A 19775-nucleotide genomic window follows, 5' to 3' on the forward strand; every position below is an offset into this window, starting at 1 on the left:
TAGCATCCGGCTCGTGGCACGGACGGCTCCCATTCCGAACATCCCCGCCATCCCCGGCATGAACCCCGGCGTCTGGATCCTGGGCGGCGGAGGCTCAGGCGGCGGAGGGAGAGGGCCCGGGGGGAAGGGCGACGGCGGCGGCCAAGGGGGCGACGGTAAGAACGGCGGCAAGGACGCCAAGGGCGGAGGGAAGAGCGCGAAGGGCTGCGGCCAGGGCTCGGGCGCCGGGTGCCCCAATCCGGCTCATGGCAATGGTGGCTCGGTGTCGGCGGGCGATCCCGTCGACGTGTTCACTGGGCGGGTGTACACGGTTCCAGCGATCGATCTCGGGTTGCCGGGGCCGCTGCCGCTCGTCATCGAACGGCACTACTCGAGCGCCGCCCGAGAGCGCGACGTGGGCCTTGGCTTCGGCTGGTCGCACAGCCTCGCCTGGGAGATCGAACAGCGGCGACGGACGGTGCGCCTCTGGAACCCGGAAGGCACCTTCTCGGAGGGAGCGCTGCCCGCGGTCGGCGAGAGCCTCCCGACCCCCAGAGGCACGCTGACCCGGCATGAATGGGGATACTCGCTCGCGTCGGACGAACGCATCGTCCGTGTGTTCTCCGAGCACGACCGCGACCGCTCGCGGTTTCGCCTCTCGATGATGGTCGACCGGAACGACAACACGATCGAGCTGCGATATCGAGACGGAGCGCTCGACGCCATCCTGGACAGCGCGAGGCGGCTCATCCGCGTGAGGCGCCACCGAGGCGGACGCATCGCCGCGTTCGAGGTGAAGAGCAGCGAGCACCAGGGCCGATGGACGGCCTTCCGCACCTACGAGTATGACGCGAACGGAGATCTCGTGGCCGCGGTCGACCGCGCCGGTCACGCGACGCGGTTCTCGTACGACGACCACCTCCTCACGTCGTACACGTATCCTGAGGGGCTCTGCGTCCAGTACCGCTATGACCGCGTGGGTCGGTGCATCGAGACATGGGCGGAGTATCCGGGAAAGGTGGACGAGAGCCTCTGTGGCGACGCACCGTCGCTCCTCGCCGACGGTGTGACGCGCGCCAGAGGCGTGCACCACTGCAAGCTCGAGTTCGGGCCTCACGGGTACGTGGAGGTCGCCGACTCGCGCGGCGTGCGCCGATACTTCGGCAACGAGCACGGGCGGGCCGATCGGGCGGTGATCGGCGGCGGCGTCCACGTGAACTCGTACGACCATGCCGGCAGGATGACGGCCTACTCCGACCCGTACCAGGCCACCTGGCGCTGGGAGCGGGACCCCTCCGGTCGTGTCGTGCGCGCCGTCGATCCCTCCGGCGCGATGACCTCTTATGGCTACAACGATCTCGGCCTCCTGGCCGAGGTGGTCGACGCGCTCGGGCACGCGACGCGATACGCCTACGATCTGCGCGGCAATCTCGTCTCCGTGGACGACGAGGTGGGAAACGCGGCCAGCTACGAGTTCGATCGGCGGGGCCAGCTCGTCAAGGCCACGCTGCCCGACGGCGGCACCACGCTCCTCGGCTATGATGACGCCGGAAACCGCGTCCTCGTGCGAGAGCCGAACGGAGGTGTCCGGAAGGTCCGCTACGATTACATCGGGCGCGTGCTCGGCTTCACGGACGAGCGCGGGTTCGAGACGCGGTTCACGTACGGCGATCGTCTCGAGCTGCGCGCGGTCCATCTGCCTAACGGCGGGCAGCTCTCGTACGAGTACGATCGCAACGGCAGGTTGAGCGCCGTCACCGGCGCCGACGGCCGCCGCTACGAGCTCTGCTGGAGCGGGCTTGATGTGGTCCATGAGCTGCGGAAACCCGATGGGCAGCGGATGCGCTACCGCTACGATCGCGAGGGAGCGCTGGTGCAGGTCGTCAACGAGCGCGGCGAGGTGCACCGGATCAAGCGAGATCCTGCCGGCAGGATCGTGGAGGAGGAGACGTTCGACGGGCGGCGAGTACGGTATCGACTGGACTGGCTCGGTCGCATCGTGCGCATGGAGGGCGACGCGCGCGAGCCGACCGAGACCGCGTACGACGCCGCGGGGCGGATCGTCGAGCGCTCCTACCACGACGGATCGAAGGACGTCTTCACGTACGATCCTCTGGGGAGGCTCCTCGAGGCGGACAACGGCGACGTGCGCTGCTCGTTCGCATACGACGGGCGCGGTCGGATGACGCGCGAGGAGCAGGAGGTCGCGGGGGTCTCGCATGCCGTTGTCAACGTCTATGATGCCATGGACCGGCGCCGCGAGAAGCGTTCGTCTCTCGGATATGTCGAGCGTGTGACGTACGATGTGATGGGCCTTCCGGCGGAGGTGAGCCTGGGTGGAACCGCGCCGGTGGAGTTCCGTCGAGATGCGGCCGGCCACGAGCTCGAGCGCATCCTCCCCGGCGGAGGCGTGATGCAGCGTGTGGTGGACGCGATGGGCTGTGTGACGCGGCAGCGCGTCCTGATGCCTGCGCGCCAGCCCGTCATCGCCTCGGGGCAACCTGCCTGGGTGGGAGAGCTGCCGTGGGGAACGACGAGCGATCGAGCATTTCAGTATTCGCTGGCGGGGGACGTCATCCAAGCGTGGGATATGCAGCAGGGCGGGACCACGTTCTCGTACGATCTCCTGGGGCAGGTCGTCGCCAGGATCCCGGAGCATTCGAGGGCAGAGCTGTTCCGCTACGATGAGTCAGGCGATCTCTACGAATCTGGGCCCGGAGCGGAGCCGCGCGTCTACGGGCACGGCGGCAAGTTGTTGAAGCGCGGGACGACCGCGTACACCTACGATGAGGAGGGGCGCCTGGTCAGGAAAGAGAAGACGGCAGACGCCCCCGAAGCCGCCCGAGCGTGGTCCTACAGCTGGAACGGTCGTGGGTTGCTCGAGTCGATCGAGACGCCCGATGGGCGCCGGATCGCGTTCATGTACGACGCGTTCGCGAGGCGGGTGCAAAAGCGTGTCTCCTCGCAGGACGGCACGACCGCGACGACGCGGTTCGTGTGGGATGGCGATCTGCTCCTGCATGAGCTGCGGAACGTCGGCGGGGTAGCGACCGTCGAGGAGCGGACCTACAGCTTCCTGCCGGAGACACATGTCCCGCTCGCGCATCGCGACGCCGTCGTCCGCGGGGAGGAGCGGTCCACGGGCGAATGGGTGCACTACATCAATGACCTGAGCCAGGGGCCGGATCTCCTGGTCTCCGGGAGCGGCGATCTCCTTGGACGCATGGACGTCTCCGTGTGGGGGAGCGCGGCGCCGGACGCGGCAGCAAAGGCGGACACGCCGCTGCGCTTCCCCGGCCAGTACGCAGACCCGGAGACGGACGTCATCTATAACCGATTTCGTTATTACGACCCGGAGTCGGGGAGATACATCAGCGCGGACCCCATCGGCTTGCAAGGCGGCGTGCGCGCGTTCGCGTACGCCGACAACCAGCCGCTCGGCGTGATGGACCCGGACGGGCTCGCGTCGGTGATCACGACAGTCACCTCGGATCAGACGGACAAGCGGGGCAGGCGCCGTTCGAAGAGCGTGAGCGTCGGGAGCGCCGGCACGGAGTCGAGCGGAGACATCCATGACATCGTGAAGCAGTCGTTTCCGCCCAGGAACGACGCCGGCGGGTGGCCCTACCCGGGACGTTATGATCCGTCGAGCTGCGGAGAGCCGCGCGCTCTCTCCCAGCACATTCGCAACTGGGAGGGCAAGATCGGCCGCAAGCTCGACCCTGATAACCCCGACGACCACGACGAGATCAAGAAGTGCCTCGGCTCGATCACGGCCATTCGCTCGGAGGAAGAGGGCGGCGTCAAGCGCGCGCCGTGCCCGAACTGCAGTCAGCTCCTCGCCAACCTCCACGAGCGGTGGGGGGCGCCAGACCCCAAGGCCATCCGCAGGGGTCTCGGGCCGGAGCTGAACCGAGGGGGCGAGCCGACGAATTTCACTCAGGCCAACCCGAACTACAAGCCCCCCGAGGGCTACACGTTGAAGACGGGCTACGATACCGCATGATTGTCCAGCCGAAACGACACGAGTTCCTGGAGAGCCTGTCAGCGCGCGCTCTCGCCACGCTCGATCTCGGTCCCCGCGACGAGCGCGCGTCGCTGAGCTTGGACGAGCTCCGCCGCCATCTCGCTGGAGCGCGGCTGCCAACCTGGGACGTCCTCTTCGAGCTCCACGCGCAGCTCGCCGGCATCGGTCCCCGGCGCGCGCCCGGACAGGCGGATCTGTGGCTCTTCCCTGGGGCCGACCATCCGGCGATGCGCGCCCCGCCGCTTCGTGCCCCATCCGGCGCGATCCTCGCCGTCCCCGTCGGCCTGGCGAGCCTCGGCGGCCGGACCTTCCCGTTGCTCGGCGACGAGCGAGGCGCCCTGATGCACGCGAGCGGCGCGCCTGTGGCCGCGTCGGCCCGCGGCCTGATCGAGGTGCTCGCGTTGCTCGCCGATCGCGAGCCGATCGAGGCACACCGCATCCGTGCCGCCTTTCGCCCGCGCCTCGGCGCGCGGCTCGCCGAGGCGCTGGCCGCGCTGCCGGCGGTGGAAGCAAGCGACGCCTCCCACACCTACTGGGTCTATCCGGGGGGCGTGATCGCCGATGGTCACCCGCTCCGTGACGATCTCGCAGGCGAGACCTTCGTCTGGACGAGCTCGCTCGCGGACGTGGCCCGTTGCATCGAGACGGCTCGCGGCGCCGCCTCCGACGAGGCCGGCGTCGACCTGGCGGGGCTCGAAGTGCTGGAGGATGCTCGCCCGCCGGAGGAGGCCCCCCGGCCGCTCTCTCCCGAGGAGCGGCGCGCGCGCGGTGCAATTCGGACCCTATCGGAGGAGCCGGGGCAGGCCGGATACGTCTACGTCAAGCGATCGGGCGGTGACGTCGAGATCGAGGTGTTGCGTGAGCACGCAGGGCGCGTCCTCAAGGCGGAGCAACTCTACCACGACGGCCGCATGGTGCTCGACTATGCGAACCCGCTCGAGGCGCTGCGCCCGTACCTCTCCGACCGCACGCTGGCCTATTACGCGAGCATCGATCTCCGGTGGAGTGCGGACGACACCTGCTCGCCCGGAGAGCTCGCCGCGCTGTTCCATGCCGCCGGGATGGAGCTGTCCGAACCGATCGCGGCGTTCGAGAGGACGTGCGGTGGATTGACCTTCGCTGGGCTCTCCTGGGGGATCTATTCTCACGTCAAGCGCGGCTTCGCCTTGCGAGCCATCGAGGGGTCGATGGCTACGCGGCTCGTGCACGTCGGCCATGCGACGGACAGCGACAGCAACTATTACCTGGATCAAGAAGGCACGCTGTACGTGGACGCGAGGGAAATCGGGCTGCCGCCCTCGCCCGTCGCTGCATCCTGGTCCAGGTACTTCGAACGAGTCTTCACCGCTGGGCGGGTCTCTCCGTCGTGCCCGTTCTCATTCGAGACGTTTGAGCGTGTCGGCGGAGCCTTGGCGGATGCGTTCCATGTGCCCGTGCTCGGGCCCGGTACGGACCGTTATGCCTCCGTCTGGCTACGGGAGGAGATCGAGATCTACGAGCAGGTGAGCGACCTCTTCTATGCAGCAGGGCGGCCGCGCACGGTCGTCGTCACGGCGCAGCTCGCTGATCTCGTGCGAGCGCTCCGCGGTGTCCTCGACGCCGCGCCGGGGGCCACGTTCTCCCTTCGGACTCCCAGGCCCATGGAGGACCGCCCCATGCCGAGTGAACCGCCTGCTCTCTGCGCCCCGCTCCACGACGACGCGCGACGGCGCTCGCGGCGTGAGCTCCGTGTCTACGGCCGACCCGGCGCCCCGAGCCTCTGGATCGGCGATCCCGTGCGCGGCCGATGATGTCCTAGCCGGCGGTTATCGAGCAGGTGAAAGGCCGACTCGCCGGGCTGGCGAGCGATGTCCGAGATTCCGTGCTCGAGCCCGCGGAGCGACGGCGCAGGCTGCGCGACCTCTGGGCCCAGGGGCAGCACCGCGGCGCGGTCATCGCCCGGATGGACGATCCCAGCCCCGCGCTCCGCGCGGCGGTGCTGGAGCTCCTTGGGGATGACGCAGCTCGACCCGGGCGCGGCTGCGTGGGGGCCCACGAATTTCGGGGTGCGGATTGGGCGCTCGCGCTAGTGCCGAGTCGACCCGCCGTGGTCGGGGGCTTGGCGTCTTGGCCATCGGTGTCCGCAGACTCCGTGAGGCTCGACGGCTCGCACTATCGAATGTCGCCGGCGTCGCGGTACCGCGAGGGCGACACCATCGGGATCTTGCCCCAGTTCGATCCGGGCGAGGCGAACGCGTGGGTCGACATCGTCCTCGCGACGGGCCTCGACCACGCCCGCAACGGCCTCGTCGCCCACGCGGACGCCGTCGTCGCCGTCGGCGGCGGCGCCGGAACGCTCTGCGAGGTGACGTTTGCGTGGATGTACAAGCGTCTGATCGTCGCCATCGCGTTGCCGGGCTGGAGCGCGGAGCTGGGTGGACGCCGGCTCGATCACCGCGTCCGGTACCCGGGCATGGCGGACGATCAGAGCTTCGCCGCCGAGGACGCGAGGCAGGCGATCGCGATCGTTCTTGAGCGGCTGCCCGACTATGACGCGCGGCACACCGGTCTCCGTCGGCGTCGGCGCGAAGCTGACTGAGCGCCTATCCCAATCCTCCGCGTCGCTCAGGTTGCCGGCGAGGTGCGCCAAGAGGTCCTCCTGGCGCTCCTATCCAGCGCCGCGCGACGAGGCCTCCAGATCTCTCACGGTGTCCCCACCGAGGAGGCTGGCGGGGTAAATGGATTCTGCGGACACCTCCGCCTCGCTGTTGTCCGCGGGAGTGAAGATCCCGACCCGCCTGGCATCACGGTCGATCCACCTCACGTGACCTTTCCATAGCTTGTTTCCGAACAGCCTGTCATCGGGAACGTAGACGCACACGATCGAGTCGACCTTGATGTTCTTCAGCGGCACAGGCAGGGCGCCGGAAGCCGGCGAGCGGCGCGATGGCCCCACGTCGCCTGCGGTCCTGCCTCGCGCCGCGCGCCCCTGCGGTGCGACGCTCGGCGCGCGGGCGGTATCGACGGAGATGGTGGTGGGAAAGTTGCAGCCGGCCTCGCGCAAGCTGTCGTGGATCTCACGCAGCAGGCTCTTGAGGTAGGGCTTGAGCCACCGCGCGTCATTCCCGGTCGCCAGCCAGATTTGCCAGCGTTCCGAGGGCGAGCCGCGCTGCGTTACCTGCACCTCCGTCACCGCAGCGCATTGATAAAAGAAATTGATTTTCCGACGAAGGAACCTCTCCCATGCGTCAAGGTTCGAGGCGTCGCGCAGGCCCGGTGGCTGCACCGGATGAGACGGGCCGGGGGCGGTGAGGGGTGTGCGATCTCTGCGGAACGAGAGCTCTTCCAGGCCCTGCTGTCGGTTGCAGGTGCCGCAGAGCGATTGGAGGTTCTCGGGCGAGTGCTCGCCTCCATGGTAATTCGCCTTGATGTGTGCCACCTGGAGCAGGCGACGTTTGTCCTCGCCGCAGCAGAGGCAGCGATACCCGTCTCGCGTCAGCACCTCCTGCTTGACGTCGTCGGACGCCTCTCGCGCGCGGGGCGGCCTGCCGGTGCGATAGACGTCATCCGCGGAAACGACCGGCTGCCCCACGTTCAAGATGCGATTGACGCAGGCGTCATACTGGGATTTGAACTGTTCGTAGCTGCGATAAAGCACCTCCCAGAGTCGGTCCTGGCGAGCGAACTCTTCTGCGAGGGCTCGATGCTCGGCGAGGCGATCGAGCCGCTCGTTGATGAACGTGTCCGCGAGCGCGTCAAGATCGTGCGAGTCGCGCTCCTCGAACGGGAAAAAGTCCGGGAGAGCATCGTTCTGGGCGATGTGTCGGACCACGTCGAAGAGATCGTCGGCGAGGTCGCCGGGGTGCTGATCCTCCGCGCCCGGGAAGAAGCGCCGCTTCCATCGGTCGAGCTGGGCTCGACAGCTCTCGATGCGAGCGTCCTCCGCCGCGAAGCCGGCCAGATCACGCGGACCCAGCTCCTCGTAGAGACGCTCGTAGCCCTGCTGCTCGTCGCCAAAGACCATGACGAGGCGCTGCACGTTCTCGACGCTGTCGCTCGCCGCGACACTGTCCGCGAATTTGACCCGGTACCACCCGACCGGCAGGAGAGTGAGGAACGGCCCAGGCGCGGTGTTCTGGCCGCTGTCGAGCTGACGCGCCAGCCGGCGGACGAGCTCCACCGAGATGAGCTGGAGGGGCGCCCTGTCGGCGCGGGGCTTGCTCGGAGAGTCGGAGATTTCACCTGCGAGCTCGCCGTAGCCGGCCCAGTTGATCGCGTGCTTCCAATCGTCGATGAACGAGACGATGTGAGCATCCTTCGTGCCCTTGAACTTCGGTCCTCGCAGCGCCCGACCGATCATCTGGGTGAGCAGGATCCGGCTCGTCGTCTGCCTCGTGAGGAAGACCGTCTTCACGTCGGGTACATCGGTCCCCTCCGTGAGCATGCGGACATTGATCAGGACCTCGAGCTCATTGCGCTGGAACGCCGCGAGCACGCGGGCGTTCTCGGTCTTGTCGCGACGGTTGCGCGCCTCCGCGCTCCCGGGATCCGATTCAGTGTGGGAGTAGACGACGTCCGCCCGGACGTTGCGCTTGCGCAGCGCCTGCCGCAGCGCATCGCACTGGAACCATCGATCTGCGAAGATGATCGTTTTGCCGTAGCGCTTCCGGTTCCGGACGTAGCAGTCGGCGATGAACGCGTTGCGCTCGCGGTTGTTGGCGAGCTGGGTGATGATGTTCTCCGGCAGATCGCGGTACGTGCCGCTCCATTTGCGGTAGGCGTCGTCGTCGAACTCGGGGACGACGTGCGTCTGCGGCTCCTCGATGAGCGGGCGCGCCAGGATGCCGTCCGCCATCAGCCTGGGTACTCGGGCCTCGTACAGGATCTTCTGCGGAAACAGCCGGGGCAGCCATCCCTGCTTTCTCTCGTCGGTATGGGTTGGCGTGGCCGTCAACCCGAGCAGGATCATGCGCGGGTGCTGCTTTCGGAGGCTCTGGATCAGCTCCCGGTAGGTGGGGGCGGGCGCGTGGTGCGCCTCGTCGAAGACCACGAACAGCTTTCCTCCCTCGGCCGAGTCGAGGAACGCCTTCCACTTTTGGTGTCCCTTGGCGTGCGCGTTCGCGGCTGTCTGGAGCGTCGTGATGATGACGTCGTCGGTCCGCTCGATTTCCTTGATTTGATAGTGCCCCACGGTGGCCGATACGACCCTGACGTCGAGGGTCTCCCTGGAACCCCTGATGTTCGCGACCTCTCCCGCGCCAGGCGCTGTGTCTTTGGGTCCGAAGTCGCTGAACGCCTGCTCGAGCAGATGGTGCGTATGGGCGAGCCATAGCACCTTGTATCCATCGGAGAGAGGTCCCGTACACAGGAACCGTACCGCGGTGAAGGTCTTGCCGGCGCCCGTCGGCAAGACCAGGATACCGCCTGCCTGCTGCGGCTTGGCCCGGTACCAGGTCTGAAGCTTATCCAGCGCTTCCTTCTGGTGGGCCGCCGGCGTCCGCCCGGTACCGTGATCGCGCGCACCCGTCAGCTTGTAATGGCGGTGCCAAGTGCTCATTCTTGCGTCGCTTCTCCCCGCCCGTGCGCCCAAGGTGGCTCAGTGGCGGGCGCGGACTGGGCCTCGTCATGAGTGGTACCGGCAAGTAGATGTCAATGTCTACACGAAAAAATTGCACATCTTCAGCGACTTCATCACGTCCTCGCGCAGGTCGATGCGATGCGAGTCGACTGGGTGGCACCGGGTAGGAAGCTTCCCGCTCCCGTCCCACCGGCGCATCGTCGACAGCCGGACGCCCAGCCGCTTCGAGGCTTCGGCAGCCTGATCAGACCGGTCGGTTCCGATCGTTGGCAACGACGGGGCACGAGGGCCGACGCTAACGAACCTTGATCAGAGCGGCAACCTAAGCGTAACGTCGACGGCCAGCATGACGACGCTGGTCCCCGATGAGATGCTCGACGCGATCCTCGCGCTGCAGGTCGCGATCGCGTGGGCGGGCGAAGGCCGTTGCTCACCGCGCCGCCTCGGCTGGTGGGATACGGATCTGATCGACGACGAGGGCGGCGGCGACCTCTTCGCGCGGCTCCTTCCGCAGACGCACGCCTGGGCGTCCCTCGAAGCCGTGCGTGAAGCGGCCCGGCGAACCGATGCGAAGGCTCGCGCCAAGATGGCGGATCCGGACAAGATGCGGACGCTCTACTTCCTCGGCTTCGAGGTGGACGAGCAGCTCGGCGATCGCTTCGCAGCCCACAAGCGCTCGGTTCGTCCGCCCGCCGAGGCCCTGCCGCTATCGCTTCCGCTGACCGCAGATTTCTCGAAGGAGAAGCTCGTCTCGGCGCTCCAGGGAGGCGACGTCGCCTTCACGACGGTGCCCAACGGGCGGCAGCTCAAGGGCAAGCGGCCCGACGCGCCCGACGTGCTCGTCAGGCGCCTCTGCGCCGCGCTCGTCCCGCTCGCCGAGCAGTACCCGCTGCCGTTCTATAAGTTGGAGGGGTGACCGAGGGGTGGAGGCCGTGACGAACGCGACAGACCTCACGGGCGCGCCGGCCGAGCGCCCCGCCGAGGCGACGGAGATCCACACGCGCATTCTCCGCCTCGCCCTGGGGATCGAGGAGTCGCGCTCGTACTGGGAGCACATCGACCCCGCGGTGCCCGTCGCCGACCGCGCCCTCCTAGCCTTCGAGCAGCGCTGGTTCGGGAGCAAGAGCCTCGAACGCATCCGCTTCCTCCTCTCGAGCTTCGTGCACCGCTACGACGCCTTCCCGGAGGCGCTCGGGGTGCTCCGGCGGTGGCGTTCGATGGACGCCTCGACGAGGCAGGTGATCTGCCACTTTCACCTCCAGCTCTCCGATCCGCTGTACCGGCGCTTCACCGGGAGCTTCCTTGTCGAGCGCCGAGCCCTCCGGGATCCAAAGGTGGATCGGGACATCGTGCTCCGGTGGGTGAAGAACGAATTCCCCGATCGGTGGTCCGCGGCGACCTGCGTCCAGTTCGCGAGCAAGCTCCTCTCGGCCGCGTCCGAGGCCGGCCTCATCTCGCCGAAGCGCGATCCTCGGGCGCTCCTGCTGCCCAAGGTGTCCGATCTCGCGCTCGCGTACCTGCTGCACCTCCTGCGAGGCATCCGCTTTGCCGGGACCCTGACCGAGAACCCGTACGTCGCGTCCGTCAGCCTCGTCGAAGGCGCCCTCGATCAGCGGCTCCGAGCTCTTCCGGGAATCCAATTCCGCCGGATGGCGCACCTCACCGAGTTCGAGTGGGAGGCGCCAACCCTCGGCGCGTGGGCGGAGGCGACGCTATGACCCAACCCCTCTTTCAGCGGGACTCGCTCGACGAGGCCGTCGCGGCGCTCCGGCGCGATCTGCTCGCCGAGGACGGCCCCCAGATCAGCACGATGCGGAACTACCGCTTCGCGATCCTGCCGTACCGCCCCAAGGACGAGTTCAAGCTCCGGCAGCACATGCGCCGCCTCACCGACGAGCTGCGCGCCGAGGACTGGGGCGTCCTGCCCATCTCGCTCCAGAAGCTCCTGCTCGATCGGATCCGGGCGACGGGGGAGGGGAACGTCGCGGCGCTCATCGGCCGGGAGCGGCGGCTCTACGAGAAGGGCCCCGAGCGAGCGCTGGAGTACCTGCGCGACAAGATCGCTCCTCACATCGAGGGGCCGAACGGGATCGCCGCCGACGTGGCGAAGCTCATCGCCGACTTCGCGCAGCAGAACCCGGATCGCGCCGACCGCACCCTCGTGCTCATCGGCCGTGCCGGCGCGCTCTATCCCTTCTTTCGATCCTCCGCGCTGCTCAAGCACATCGACGGCAAGACGCGGAACATCCCCGTCGTGCTGCTCTACCCGGGCGAGCGCAAGGACACGAGCGCGCTCTCGTTCATGGGCGAGCTGGACGCCGACCGCGACTACCGCCCCCGCATCTATCCGTGAAGGTGCCATGAAGATCCGAGACCTGTTTGTCGCCGATGTGACCCGGGACATCCCGCCGGTCGTGTACTTTCACGAGCAGTCCCCCGCGAAGCTCCAGGAGGAGGTCGGCGAATACATCATCACGGGCGGCTACCGCGAGGGCGACCCGCGCGCGCGACGGGTGAAGTCGGGGATCCACGAGCAGTTCGTTCACCTGCTCCGGGGCATATCCCACGAGATGGCGAAGAAGACCGGTCCCGAGCTGCCGGCGTCCTGGATCTCCGGCTTCTACGGCTCCGGTAAGTCGAGCTTCGCGAAGCTCCTCGGGCTCTCCCTCGACGGCATCGAGCTCCCCGACGGGACGCCGCTCTGGTCCGCGCTCCTCCAACGGGACGACTCCCCTCGCCGGGACGAGCTGGTCGAGGCGTGGAAGGCGCTCGCGAAGCTCGTGAACCCCATGGCGGTCGTCTTCGACATCGGCGGCGTGGCCCGCGACAGCGAGCACATCCACTCGGCCGTGCTCCGCCTGGTTCAGGCGAGGCTCGGGTACTGCTCCAAGAGCAACCTCGTCGCGGACTTCGAGCTGCGGCTCGAGCGCGACAACGAGTGGGAGACCTTCTTGCAGGTCGCGAGGAAGACCCTCGGCAAGGACTGGAAGGTCGCGAAGGAGGAGGAGCAGGCGGACGACCACTTCTCGCACGTCCTCCACGTCATGAAGCCGGACCGCTACCCCGATCCGACGAGCTGGATCGACAGCCGGGCGGGCGTGCGGACGGGCGCGGGCACGAGCGTCCGCGAGGTCGTCGAGGCCATCGACGCGATGCTCCACATTCGCGAGAACAAGACGCTGTTCGTCGTCGTCGACGAGGTGAGCCAGTACGTCCACCAGGACGAGAGCCGGATGCTCAAGCTCCAGTCGTTCGTGTCGGAGCTGGGCCAGCGGCTCAAAGGGCGCGTGTGGCTGTTCGCGACCGGCCAGCAGAAGCTCGAGGACCAGGCGGAGAGCAACAACCTCGGCAAGCTCAAGGATCGCTTCCCGACGCACCTGCGGGTCCACCTCGGCACGACGAACATCCGCGACGTCGTCCACAAGCGGCTCCTCAAGAAGAAGCCCGAGCTCGAGGGCACGCTCCGGGACCTGTTCCAGAAGCACCGCGGGGACCTGAAGCTCTACGGCTACGGCTGCGAGGAGATCACCGAGGAGGATTTCGTCGAGGTCTACCCGATGCTCCCCGGGCACATCGACCTCCTCATGCAGATCACCTCGAACCTCCGCACGCGCTCGACCCGGGTGCAGGGGGACGACCACGCCATCCGCGGCCTCCTGCAGCTCCTCGGCGAGCTGTTCCGTGAGCAGAAGCTCGCGGACGGCGAGGTGGGCTCGCTCGTCACGCTCGACGCCATCTTCGAGGTCCAGCACTCGGCCCTCGACGCGGACGTGCAGACGACGCTCGCGCGCCTCTTCAACGACCCGCAGGTCCGCGACGATGTGCTCGCCCAGCGCGTGGCGAAGGCCGTTGCCCTGCTGGAGCTGATCCAGGAGCAAACGCCGACGATGCCGCCGCTCGTGGCCGCCTGCCTCTACAGCCGGCTCGGTGAGGGCAATCGCGTCCAGGCGGTCACGGAGGCGCTGGAGAAGCTCCGCTCGCTGAACCTGCTCTCGTACTCCGAGAAGCACGGGTTCAAGGTTCAGAGCTCCGCCGGCCAGGAATGGCAGCGGGAGCGCGACGACATCGGGGTCACGCAGGAGCAGATCAGCAAGATCGCCCAGGAGGCGCTGAAGAACCTCGTGGGCTCGATGCAGGAGCGTCTGCGGTGGAAGGGGCGCCCGTTCCCGTGGACGCTCTGGTTCTCCGATGGACGCCACGCCCACGACGTGAAGCTCCAGGACGCCCGCGAAGACTCGACCGTGGCCGTCGACTTCCGCTTTCTCGGCAAGAAAGAGGAGCGGGCCTCCTCCGTCTGGGTGCCGAAGAGCGACCAGGATCAGCTCCGGAACCGCCTCCTCTGGATCGTCGGCGAGTCGGGGACCATCGAAGAGCACGCGCGGCAGCTCGCCCGCTCCGACCGGATGCTGGAGCGCTACCGGCCTCGCCGCGAGTCGCTCACGCGCGAAAAGCAGCGCCTCCTCATCGAGGAAGAGGCGCGGTTCGACGAGCTGGAGGGGCGCGTCAAGGCCGCCGTGGCCGAGGCGTTCCTCGAGGGCACCGCGTACTTCCGCGGGCAGCCGCTTCGCCCCCGGGACGCCGGGAGCGCGTTCGGCCCGGCCCTCGCCAGCATGGCCGGACGGATTCTCCCCGACCTGTACCCGCACTTCTCGGAGATCGCGATCTCCCCCGCGGAGCTGAACCAGCTCCTGGAGAAGGAGCTGGCGGGGCCGTCGACGAAGTTCATGGATGGCGGGCTCGGCATCCTCTCCCTCGATGCAGGCAAGTACGTCGCCTCGTGTGCCGGGCTCTTCCCGACGCGCATCGCCCAGGAGATCGCGCAGAATGGAGGGCTCTCCGGCCAGACGCTCGTGGCCACGTTCGTGAGCCCGCCGTACGGGTACGCGCCCGATCTCGTGAAGGCCTGCTGCGCGGGTCTCTTGCGTGGCAAGAAGATCCGCATCCGCACCGAGCAGGGCACCGACATCAAGTCGCACCAGGATCCGGGCGTTCGCGACCTCTTCAGCGGCGACCGGAGCTTCCGGCGGGCCGAGTTCTTCCCGGCCAAGGAGGGCGACATCACGCAGAAGGATCGCATCGCCATCCGGAAGCTGTTCGAGAAGTACCTCCAGGTCGACCAGGAGCCCGAGGACGAGCCGATCGCCGACACCGTGTTCCTCCACTTCCCGGCGTACCGCGAGCGGCTGCGGGAGCTGGAGCGGCGCTTCGACGCGCTCCCGGGGCGTCCGACGCTCCCGCAGGCGCTCCAGAAGTTCGGGCGCGCGCTCGAGGACTGCTGCCGCTCGCGGTTCGTCCAGCAGACGGTCCTCGAAGTGAAGCTGAACCTCGACGTGCTCCGCGACGGCCTGGAGCAGCTCGGGGTGTGCAGCGCGGAGCTGACGCCCGAGGCGATCGAGGTGGTGAACCAGGCCGCCCGCGTCCGGGATCACGAGCTGTCGCAGCTCCGGCAGATGGAGGAGCTGGCCGGGCTCGAGGACGAGGCCACGGTCGTGGCGAGCCACCTGTCGGCCGCGCGCCCGTGGCGTGAGGCGGGCCAGCTCAAGCCGGCCATCGAGCGCATCCGCGCCCGCTACGTCGAGGTCCGCCGGGGCCTCTTGAACAAACAGAACGCGCAGACGGAGGCGGTGCGGGGCCGCGTGAAGACGCGGCCGGGCTTCGCGCAGCTCGACGCCGACCAGGCCCACCGCGTCCTCCGGCCGATCGCCGAGGTCCTGGTGGACACGACGGCGGAGGCCGTCTCGCCCACGCTGGTCGAGGTGCGGGACCGCTTCGCGAGCCGCATCCAGCCCGCTGAGGAGCTTTCGAACGACCGGCTCGACGAGGAGCTGAGCAAGCAGACCGATCGGCAGGTGGTCAAGGTCGAGACCCACCTGCGAGGCCGCGAAGTGGCCAATCGCGAGCAGCTCCGCGCGGTGTTCCGCGAGCTGGAAGACCGCATCGGCCCGCTGCTCGACCAGGGCGCCCGCGTACGGATCGTGTGACCCATGCCGCTCACCCCCGAAGCCAAGAAGCTCCTTGCCGAGACGATCCGAGGGACGGCGCAGGATCCCGAGAAGGGCATCCGCGCGCGGCTCCTCCGCGCCATCCGCGACGAGGCCGACCGGCGCTACCGGCTGTCGGTGTCCATCGGCGACGCCGGCCTCGACGAGGCCCACCGGAGGCGCCGGGAGCGCATCGAGGCATGGGTGGACGAGCGCGCGCGGGCCACGAAGCCGAAGAACAAGGCCGAGCTGAAGGCGGCGAAGGAGCGCCTGCTCGCCCAGGCCGAGAAGGAGGCGGCGGCGACGCTCGTCAACCGGCTCGTCCTGCTGCGGCACCTCGAGGCGCTCGGGTTGTCCAGGCCAGGTGTCGTCACCGGAGGGTGGAACAGCAAGGGATACCGCGAGTTCCGCGAGTTCGCGCCGGCGCTCTGCGCCGACGGGACGACGGACGCGACGGAGGGGTATGCGACGCTGCTGCAACTCGTGTTCGACGAGCTGGCGGTCGACCTGCCCGGCGTGTTCGGCGATGTGGGGTTGACGCGGCTCTTCCCGATCCCGGCGGCGACGCTGCGGGACGTGATCGAGCGGCTCGACGCGCCGGGGCTCGCGTCCGCGTGGACCGACGACACGACGCTCGGGTGGGTCTACCAGTACTGGAACGACCCGGACCGGGAGGCGCTCGACGCGAAGATCAACGGCGGGGGGAAGATCGAGCCGCACGAGATCGCGTCGAAGACGCAGATGTTCACCGAGCGGTACATGGTCGAGTGGCTGCTCCAGAACAGCCTCGGCCTCACCTGGCTTGCGATGTGCAAGAAGCGCGGATGGACGGCGTATGCCGAGCGAGTGCTCCCAGTGCTCGACGCGCGCAGGGCCGAGTGGCGAGCGAAGCGAGAGGCCGGGGAGGTCGCGCTCGATGCCCTCATGCCCATCGAGGGGGAGCTGGAGGAGCACTGGAAATACTACGTACCGCAGCGTATTCCCGACGATACTGTCGAGAAGGCGCCGGCGTCGGTCCGGGCGATCAAGATCCTGGATCCCGCGTGCGGGAGCGGGCACTTTCTCGTGATCGCGTTCGACCTGCTGGCTGCGCTCTACCGCGAGGAGGCACGGCACCTCGGGACGGCGGTGACGGACCGCGAGATCGCGGAGTCGATCGTGGAGAACAACCTCCATGGCATCGACATTGATCCCCGGGCCGTCCAGATCGCAGCGGCGGGGCTGTACCTCAAGGCGAGGTCGCTGGCGAAGACGGCACGGCCGAAGACGGTCAACCTGGTCGCGCCGGTGCTGCAGCTTGGGGACCTGCCGACCGACGATCCCGCGATCGTGGCGCTGCGGAAGGATTTGAAGTGCGAGGCGGGGATCCCGGAGGAGCTGACCGCCAAGCTCGTCACATCGCTCGCGGGTGTCGACTACCTCGGCTCGCTGCTGAAGGTCGATGCCGCCGTCGAGGAAGCCATCAAGAAGGTCGAGCTGGAGTTCGAGCGGACTCACGGCCAGGGCGACTTGTTCAGCGGGTTCCCTGCACAGCAAGTGAAGCTATCCATCAGGGAGGCGAAGGCGACGATCCTCGACAAGCTGGAGCAGTTCCTCGCGAAGCACTCGAAGTCGGAAGACCTCGGACTCAGGCTCGACGGCGAGCAGCTCGCGGCCGGGGTCCGCTTCGTGCGGATGGCGAAGGAGAGCACCTACGACGTGGTGGTGGGAAACCCGCCGTACCAAGGGCTCTCGAAGACCAACGCCTTCGGGTACGTCGCGGCGACGTACCCGAAGGGCAAGGCGGACCTCTACGCGGCGTTTCTGGAGCGAGGGTTGGAGTTTGCCCGGCCTGGGGGAGCGTCGGCTCTCCTCACCATGCGGGGGTGGATGTTTCTTGGGCAGTTCGGGGAGCTTCGCAAACATCTCCTGAAGACGAACGACCTCAGGTCCATCGGAGACTTCGATCGAGGCGCGTTTGACGAGGTGCCCAACGAAGTGCTCGCTGTCTGTGCCCCCATCTTCCGTCGGGCACCGCCTCCAGGGGTCCCGAGCGTCGCGGTACAACCGACCCCACTCGACGATAAGTCCTACGATCGCCAGCGGACGAACCGCAAGCGAGCGGCTGTTCTGGGCCACGTAGGATGCTATGAGTTCGACCCGCGTGGCTTCGAGGTCATCGAGGGTGAGCCGATCGTCTACTGGTGGAGCCACGATGAAGTGGCGTTTTACGGCAACCAGCCCTTGATCGGAGCGACCTGCCCGGCAGAAGCCGGAATCATCACTGGAGACGATAACCGATTTACGCGGCGTGTTCATGAGGTCGCACGAGGGGCGACGACACCGAGCGCGTGGGCCTACTTCGTACAAGGAGCTAAGGGGCTCGCGTGGTTTGAGCCCGCTCAGTGGGTGATCAACTGGAGCAGCAACGGTCTGTTGCTGAAGACCTTCGCTGATGTTTCCCGCAGTCCACGATTTGGAGACCCGCGCCGCTACAACCAGATCGGCATCGCTTTCTCTATGATCGGAAGCGAGTTTCGAGCCCGCCTCCATCGGTTCCCTTCCTATATCGGCAAGAAGGGCTCCTCGATGTTCCCCAAGCCAGATCGGTTCGCTCAATGGGTATGCATGCTGAACTCTCGGCGCGCTCGACGGATCATCGAGTCGCTGAGTCCCGGTCTCGACTTCCAAAACGCCGACGTCAATCGGCTCCCAGTCTTCGAGGTCTCAGACGCCGAAGAGATTTTTGCCAGAGTGAAAACTGCGTTTGCTGAACACGAGCGCGGACGGGAGCCATCGATCGAGTTCACTGTGCCTGGCCCTTCGGCTTGGCCGAGCGTGCAGGATTGGGCACAAAGAGCCGTTGATCGGCCTGAGGGGACGCCGCTTCCCAACTACGAGCCCGTCTACGATCCGCCGACGCCCGAGAGCTTCATCTCCTACACCATCGGGGTCGCCCTCGGCCGCTTTGGCGCCAACGGCGGAGGCATCCTCGATGAGGCCCCCACCGCCGCTCTCCCGAGAGGCATCCTCTTCGTCTGTTCCGAGGGTGTCGACAACCTCGACCAGCCCGTGTGCGGCCCGGTCCACGCTGCCTGGAAGGAGCACGGTGCCGCGGTCGGCGTCGGCGACGATCTTCGCACGTACCTCCGCAAATCGTTCTTCGATTACCACCGGAAGCTCTACGAGAGTCGCCCGATCTACTTCCCTCTCTCCTCCGGCAAGAAAAGCTTCGTCACCTTCATCTCCATCCACCGCTGGGCCGACGACACCCTCAACGTGCTGCTCGCCGATCACCTCGTACCAACGAAACGTCGCCTCGAAGGCGAGCTCGACGACCTCCGCACCGCCCGTGCCTCCGGCACCAACAAGGGTAAGGCCGAGCGCCGCTTCGCCGAGGTGCAAAAACTCCTCGAAGAGCTGAACGACTTCATCGCCAAGGTCACCGAGATCGCCGAGAAAGGGCCGCCGCCCCCGGACGACAAGACGACCAAGCGCGAGGTCGACGCCCGCTACGTCATGGATCTCGACGACGGCGTGATGGTGAACAGCGCCGCCCTCTGGCCGCTCCTGGAGCCGCAGTGGAAGGACCCGAAGAAGTGGTGGAAGGAGCTGGCGACCGCCCAGGGGAAGAAGGACTACGACTGGTCCCACCTCGCGGCCCGGTACTTCCCGACGCGCGTGCGCAAGAAGTGCCACGACGACCCCTCCCTGGCCGTCGCCCACAAGTGCTTCTGGGAGCTGCACCCGGCGAAGGCCTACGCCTGGGAGCTCCGCCTCCAGGACGAGATCCGCCCCGATTTCACCATCGACGAGCCCGGCTCGAACGCCGCGCGCGCCAAGTTCCTCGCCGAGCACGACCGCGAGGCGCGCGAGATCCTCGCCAAGGAGCTGAAGCGCCGCGAAAAGAAGAACGCCGCGGCGGCGGACGACGACGGCAGCGGAGCCGGCCCGCTGTTCGATCAGGACGAGAACTCCCCGGAAGAGGCCGATGACTGACCCGAGCGACCCCTCCACGACCGGCCGCGGCCCGGTGTCCGCCGCCATCGAGCAAGAGGTCCTCGGCGAGCTCCGCCGCCAGGGGATCGTCGTCTGGCTCGACAAGGACGGCCATTACACGCGCCTCGTGGACGACCTCGCGGCGGAGCAAGCCAGGGGCGAGTTCCCGTTTCCCGCGGTCGCCGTTCGCGGCAGCTTCCTCGACATCGGCCCGTTCCTCGACCAGGGCGCCCGCGTACGGATCGTGTGACCC

Annotated in this window: 10 protein-coding genes; 9 read left to right on the forward strand and 1 reads right to left on the reverse strand. The window is 67.7% G+C overall.

What is annotated here, in order from left to right:
- Window positions 1-13: 13 nt before the first annotated feature.
- The 3 genes from WME83_RS19115 (at window position 14) to WME83_RS19125 (ending at window position 6584) form a co-directional block, all read left to right on the forward strand.
- A complete protein-coding gene (locus WME83_RS19115) occupies window positions 14-3985 on the forward strand; it encodes an RHS repeat-associated core domain-containing protein (protein ID WP_437320714.1) in 3972 nt (1323 codons plus the stop codon).
- Entirely contained in the window at window positions 3982-5796 is a 1815-nt protein-coding gene (locus WME83_RS19120; RefSeq protein ID WP_437320715.1) for a hypothetical protein, read from the forward strand. The genes WME83_RS19115 and WME83_RS19120 overlap by 4 nt, the downstream gene beginning before the upstream one ends.
- A 326-nt stretch (window positions 5797-6122) precedes the next feature.
- Window positions 6123-6584: a hypothetical protein gene (locus WME83_RS19125; protein ID WP_437320716.1), complete on the forward strand. Its 462-nt coding sequence runs from the start codon at window positions 6123-6125 to the stop codon at window positions 6582-6584.
- A gap of 69 nt (window positions 6585-6653) precedes the next feature.
- On the opposite strand, the gene WME83_RS19130 is transcribed toward WME83_RS19125, so the two are convergent.
- Entirely contained in the window at window positions 6654-9542 is a 2889-nt protein-coding gene (locus WME83_RS19130; RefSeq protein WP_437320717.1) for a DEAD/DEAH box helicase family protein, read from the reverse strand.
- Between the two features lie 367 nt (window positions 9543-9909).
- Between WME83_RS19130 and brxE the strand changes: the two genes are divergently transcribed.
- Genes brxE through WME83_RS19160 form a run of 6 tightly spaced genes read left to right on the forward strand, consistent with a single transcriptional unit; the run spans window position 9910 to window position 19772 of the window.
- The gene (gene brxE, locus WME83_RS19135; protein WP_437320718.1) at window positions 9910-10479 is read left to right on the forward strand and encodes a BREX-6 system BrxE protein; all 570 of its coding nucleotides are present in this window, start codon (window positions 9910-9912) and stop codon (window positions 10477-10479) included.
- A gap of 16 nt (window positions 10480-10495) precedes the next feature.
- Window positions 10496-11281: a DUF1819 domain-containing protein gene (locus tag WME83_RS19140; protein WP_437320719.1), complete on the forward strand. Its 786-nt coding sequence runs from the start codon at window positions 10496-10498 to the stop codon at window positions 11279-11281.
- Window positions 11278-11916 carry a BREX protein BrxB domain-containing protein gene (locus tag WME83_RS19145; protein WP_437320720.1) on the forward strand — a complete coding sequence of 213 codons (639 nt, stop codon included), beginning with the start codon at window positions 11278-11280 and terminating at the stop codon, window positions 11914-11916. Before WME83_RS19140 ends, WME83_RS19145 begins: the two co-directional genes overlap by 4 nt.
- A gap of 7 nt (window positions 11917-11923) precedes the next feature.
- Window positions 11924-15544 carry a BREX system P-loop protein BrxC gene (gene brxC / locus WME83_RS19150; RefSeq protein WP_437320721.1) on the forward strand — a complete coding sequence of 1207 codons (3621 nt, stop codon included), beginning with the start codon at window positions 11924-11926 and terminating at the stop codon, window positions 15542-15544.
- A 3-nt stretch (window positions 15545-15547) separates the two neighbouring features.
- Window positions 15548-19522, forward strand: coding sequence for a BREX-6 system adenine-specific DNA-methyltransferase PglX (pglX, locus tag WME83_RS19155; protein WP_437320722.1), 3975 nt, complete (start codon window positions 15548-15550; stop codon window positions 19520-19522).
- On the forward strand, window positions 19515-19772 hold the full coding sequence (locus tag WME83_RS19160; protein WP_437320723.1) for a hypothetical protein: 258 nt from the start codon (window positions 19515-19517) through the stop codon (window positions 19770-19772). Before pglX ends, WME83_RS19160 begins: the two co-directional genes overlap by 8 nt.
- Window positions 19773-19775: the final 3 nt, after the last annotated feature.

The organism is Sorangium sp. So ce385, assembly GCF_051474135.1.
GTDB lineage: Bacteria > Myxococcota_A > Polyangia > Polyangiales > Polyangiaceae > Sorangium > Sorangium cellulosum_D.

What these genes read in the sequence shown, in the direction of transcription:
- WME83_RS19145 (WP_437320720.1), top strand. Translation starts at nt 11,278, where the DNA reads ATGACCCAACCCCTCTTTCAGCGGGACTCGCTCGACGAGGCCGTCGCG.
- WME83_RS19160 (WP_437320723.1), top strand. Translation starts at nt 19,515, where the DNA reads ATGACTGACCCGAGCGACCCCTCCACGACCGGCCGCGGCCCGGTGTCC.
- brxC (WP_437320721.1), top strand. Translation starts at nt 11,924, where the DNA reads ATGAAGATCCGAGACCTGTTTGTCGCCGATGTGACCCGGGACATCCCG.
- brxE (WP_437320718.1), top strand. Translation starts at nt 9,910, where the DNA reads ATGACGACGCTGGTCCCCGATGAGATGCTCGACGCGATCCTCGCGCTG.
- WME83_RS19120 (WP_437320715.1), top strand. Translation starts at nt 3,982, where the DNA reads ATGATTGTCCAGCCGAAACGACACGAGTTCCTGGAGAGCCTGTCAGCG.
- pglX (WP_437320722.1), top strand. Translation starts at nt 15,548, where the DNA reads ATGCCGCTCACCCCCGAAGCCAAGAAGCTCCTTGCCGAGACGATCCGA.
- WME83_RS19130 (WP_437320717.1), bottom strand. Translation starts at nt 9,542, where the DNA reads ATGAGCACTTGGCACCGCCATTACAAGCTGACGGGTGCGCGCGATCAC.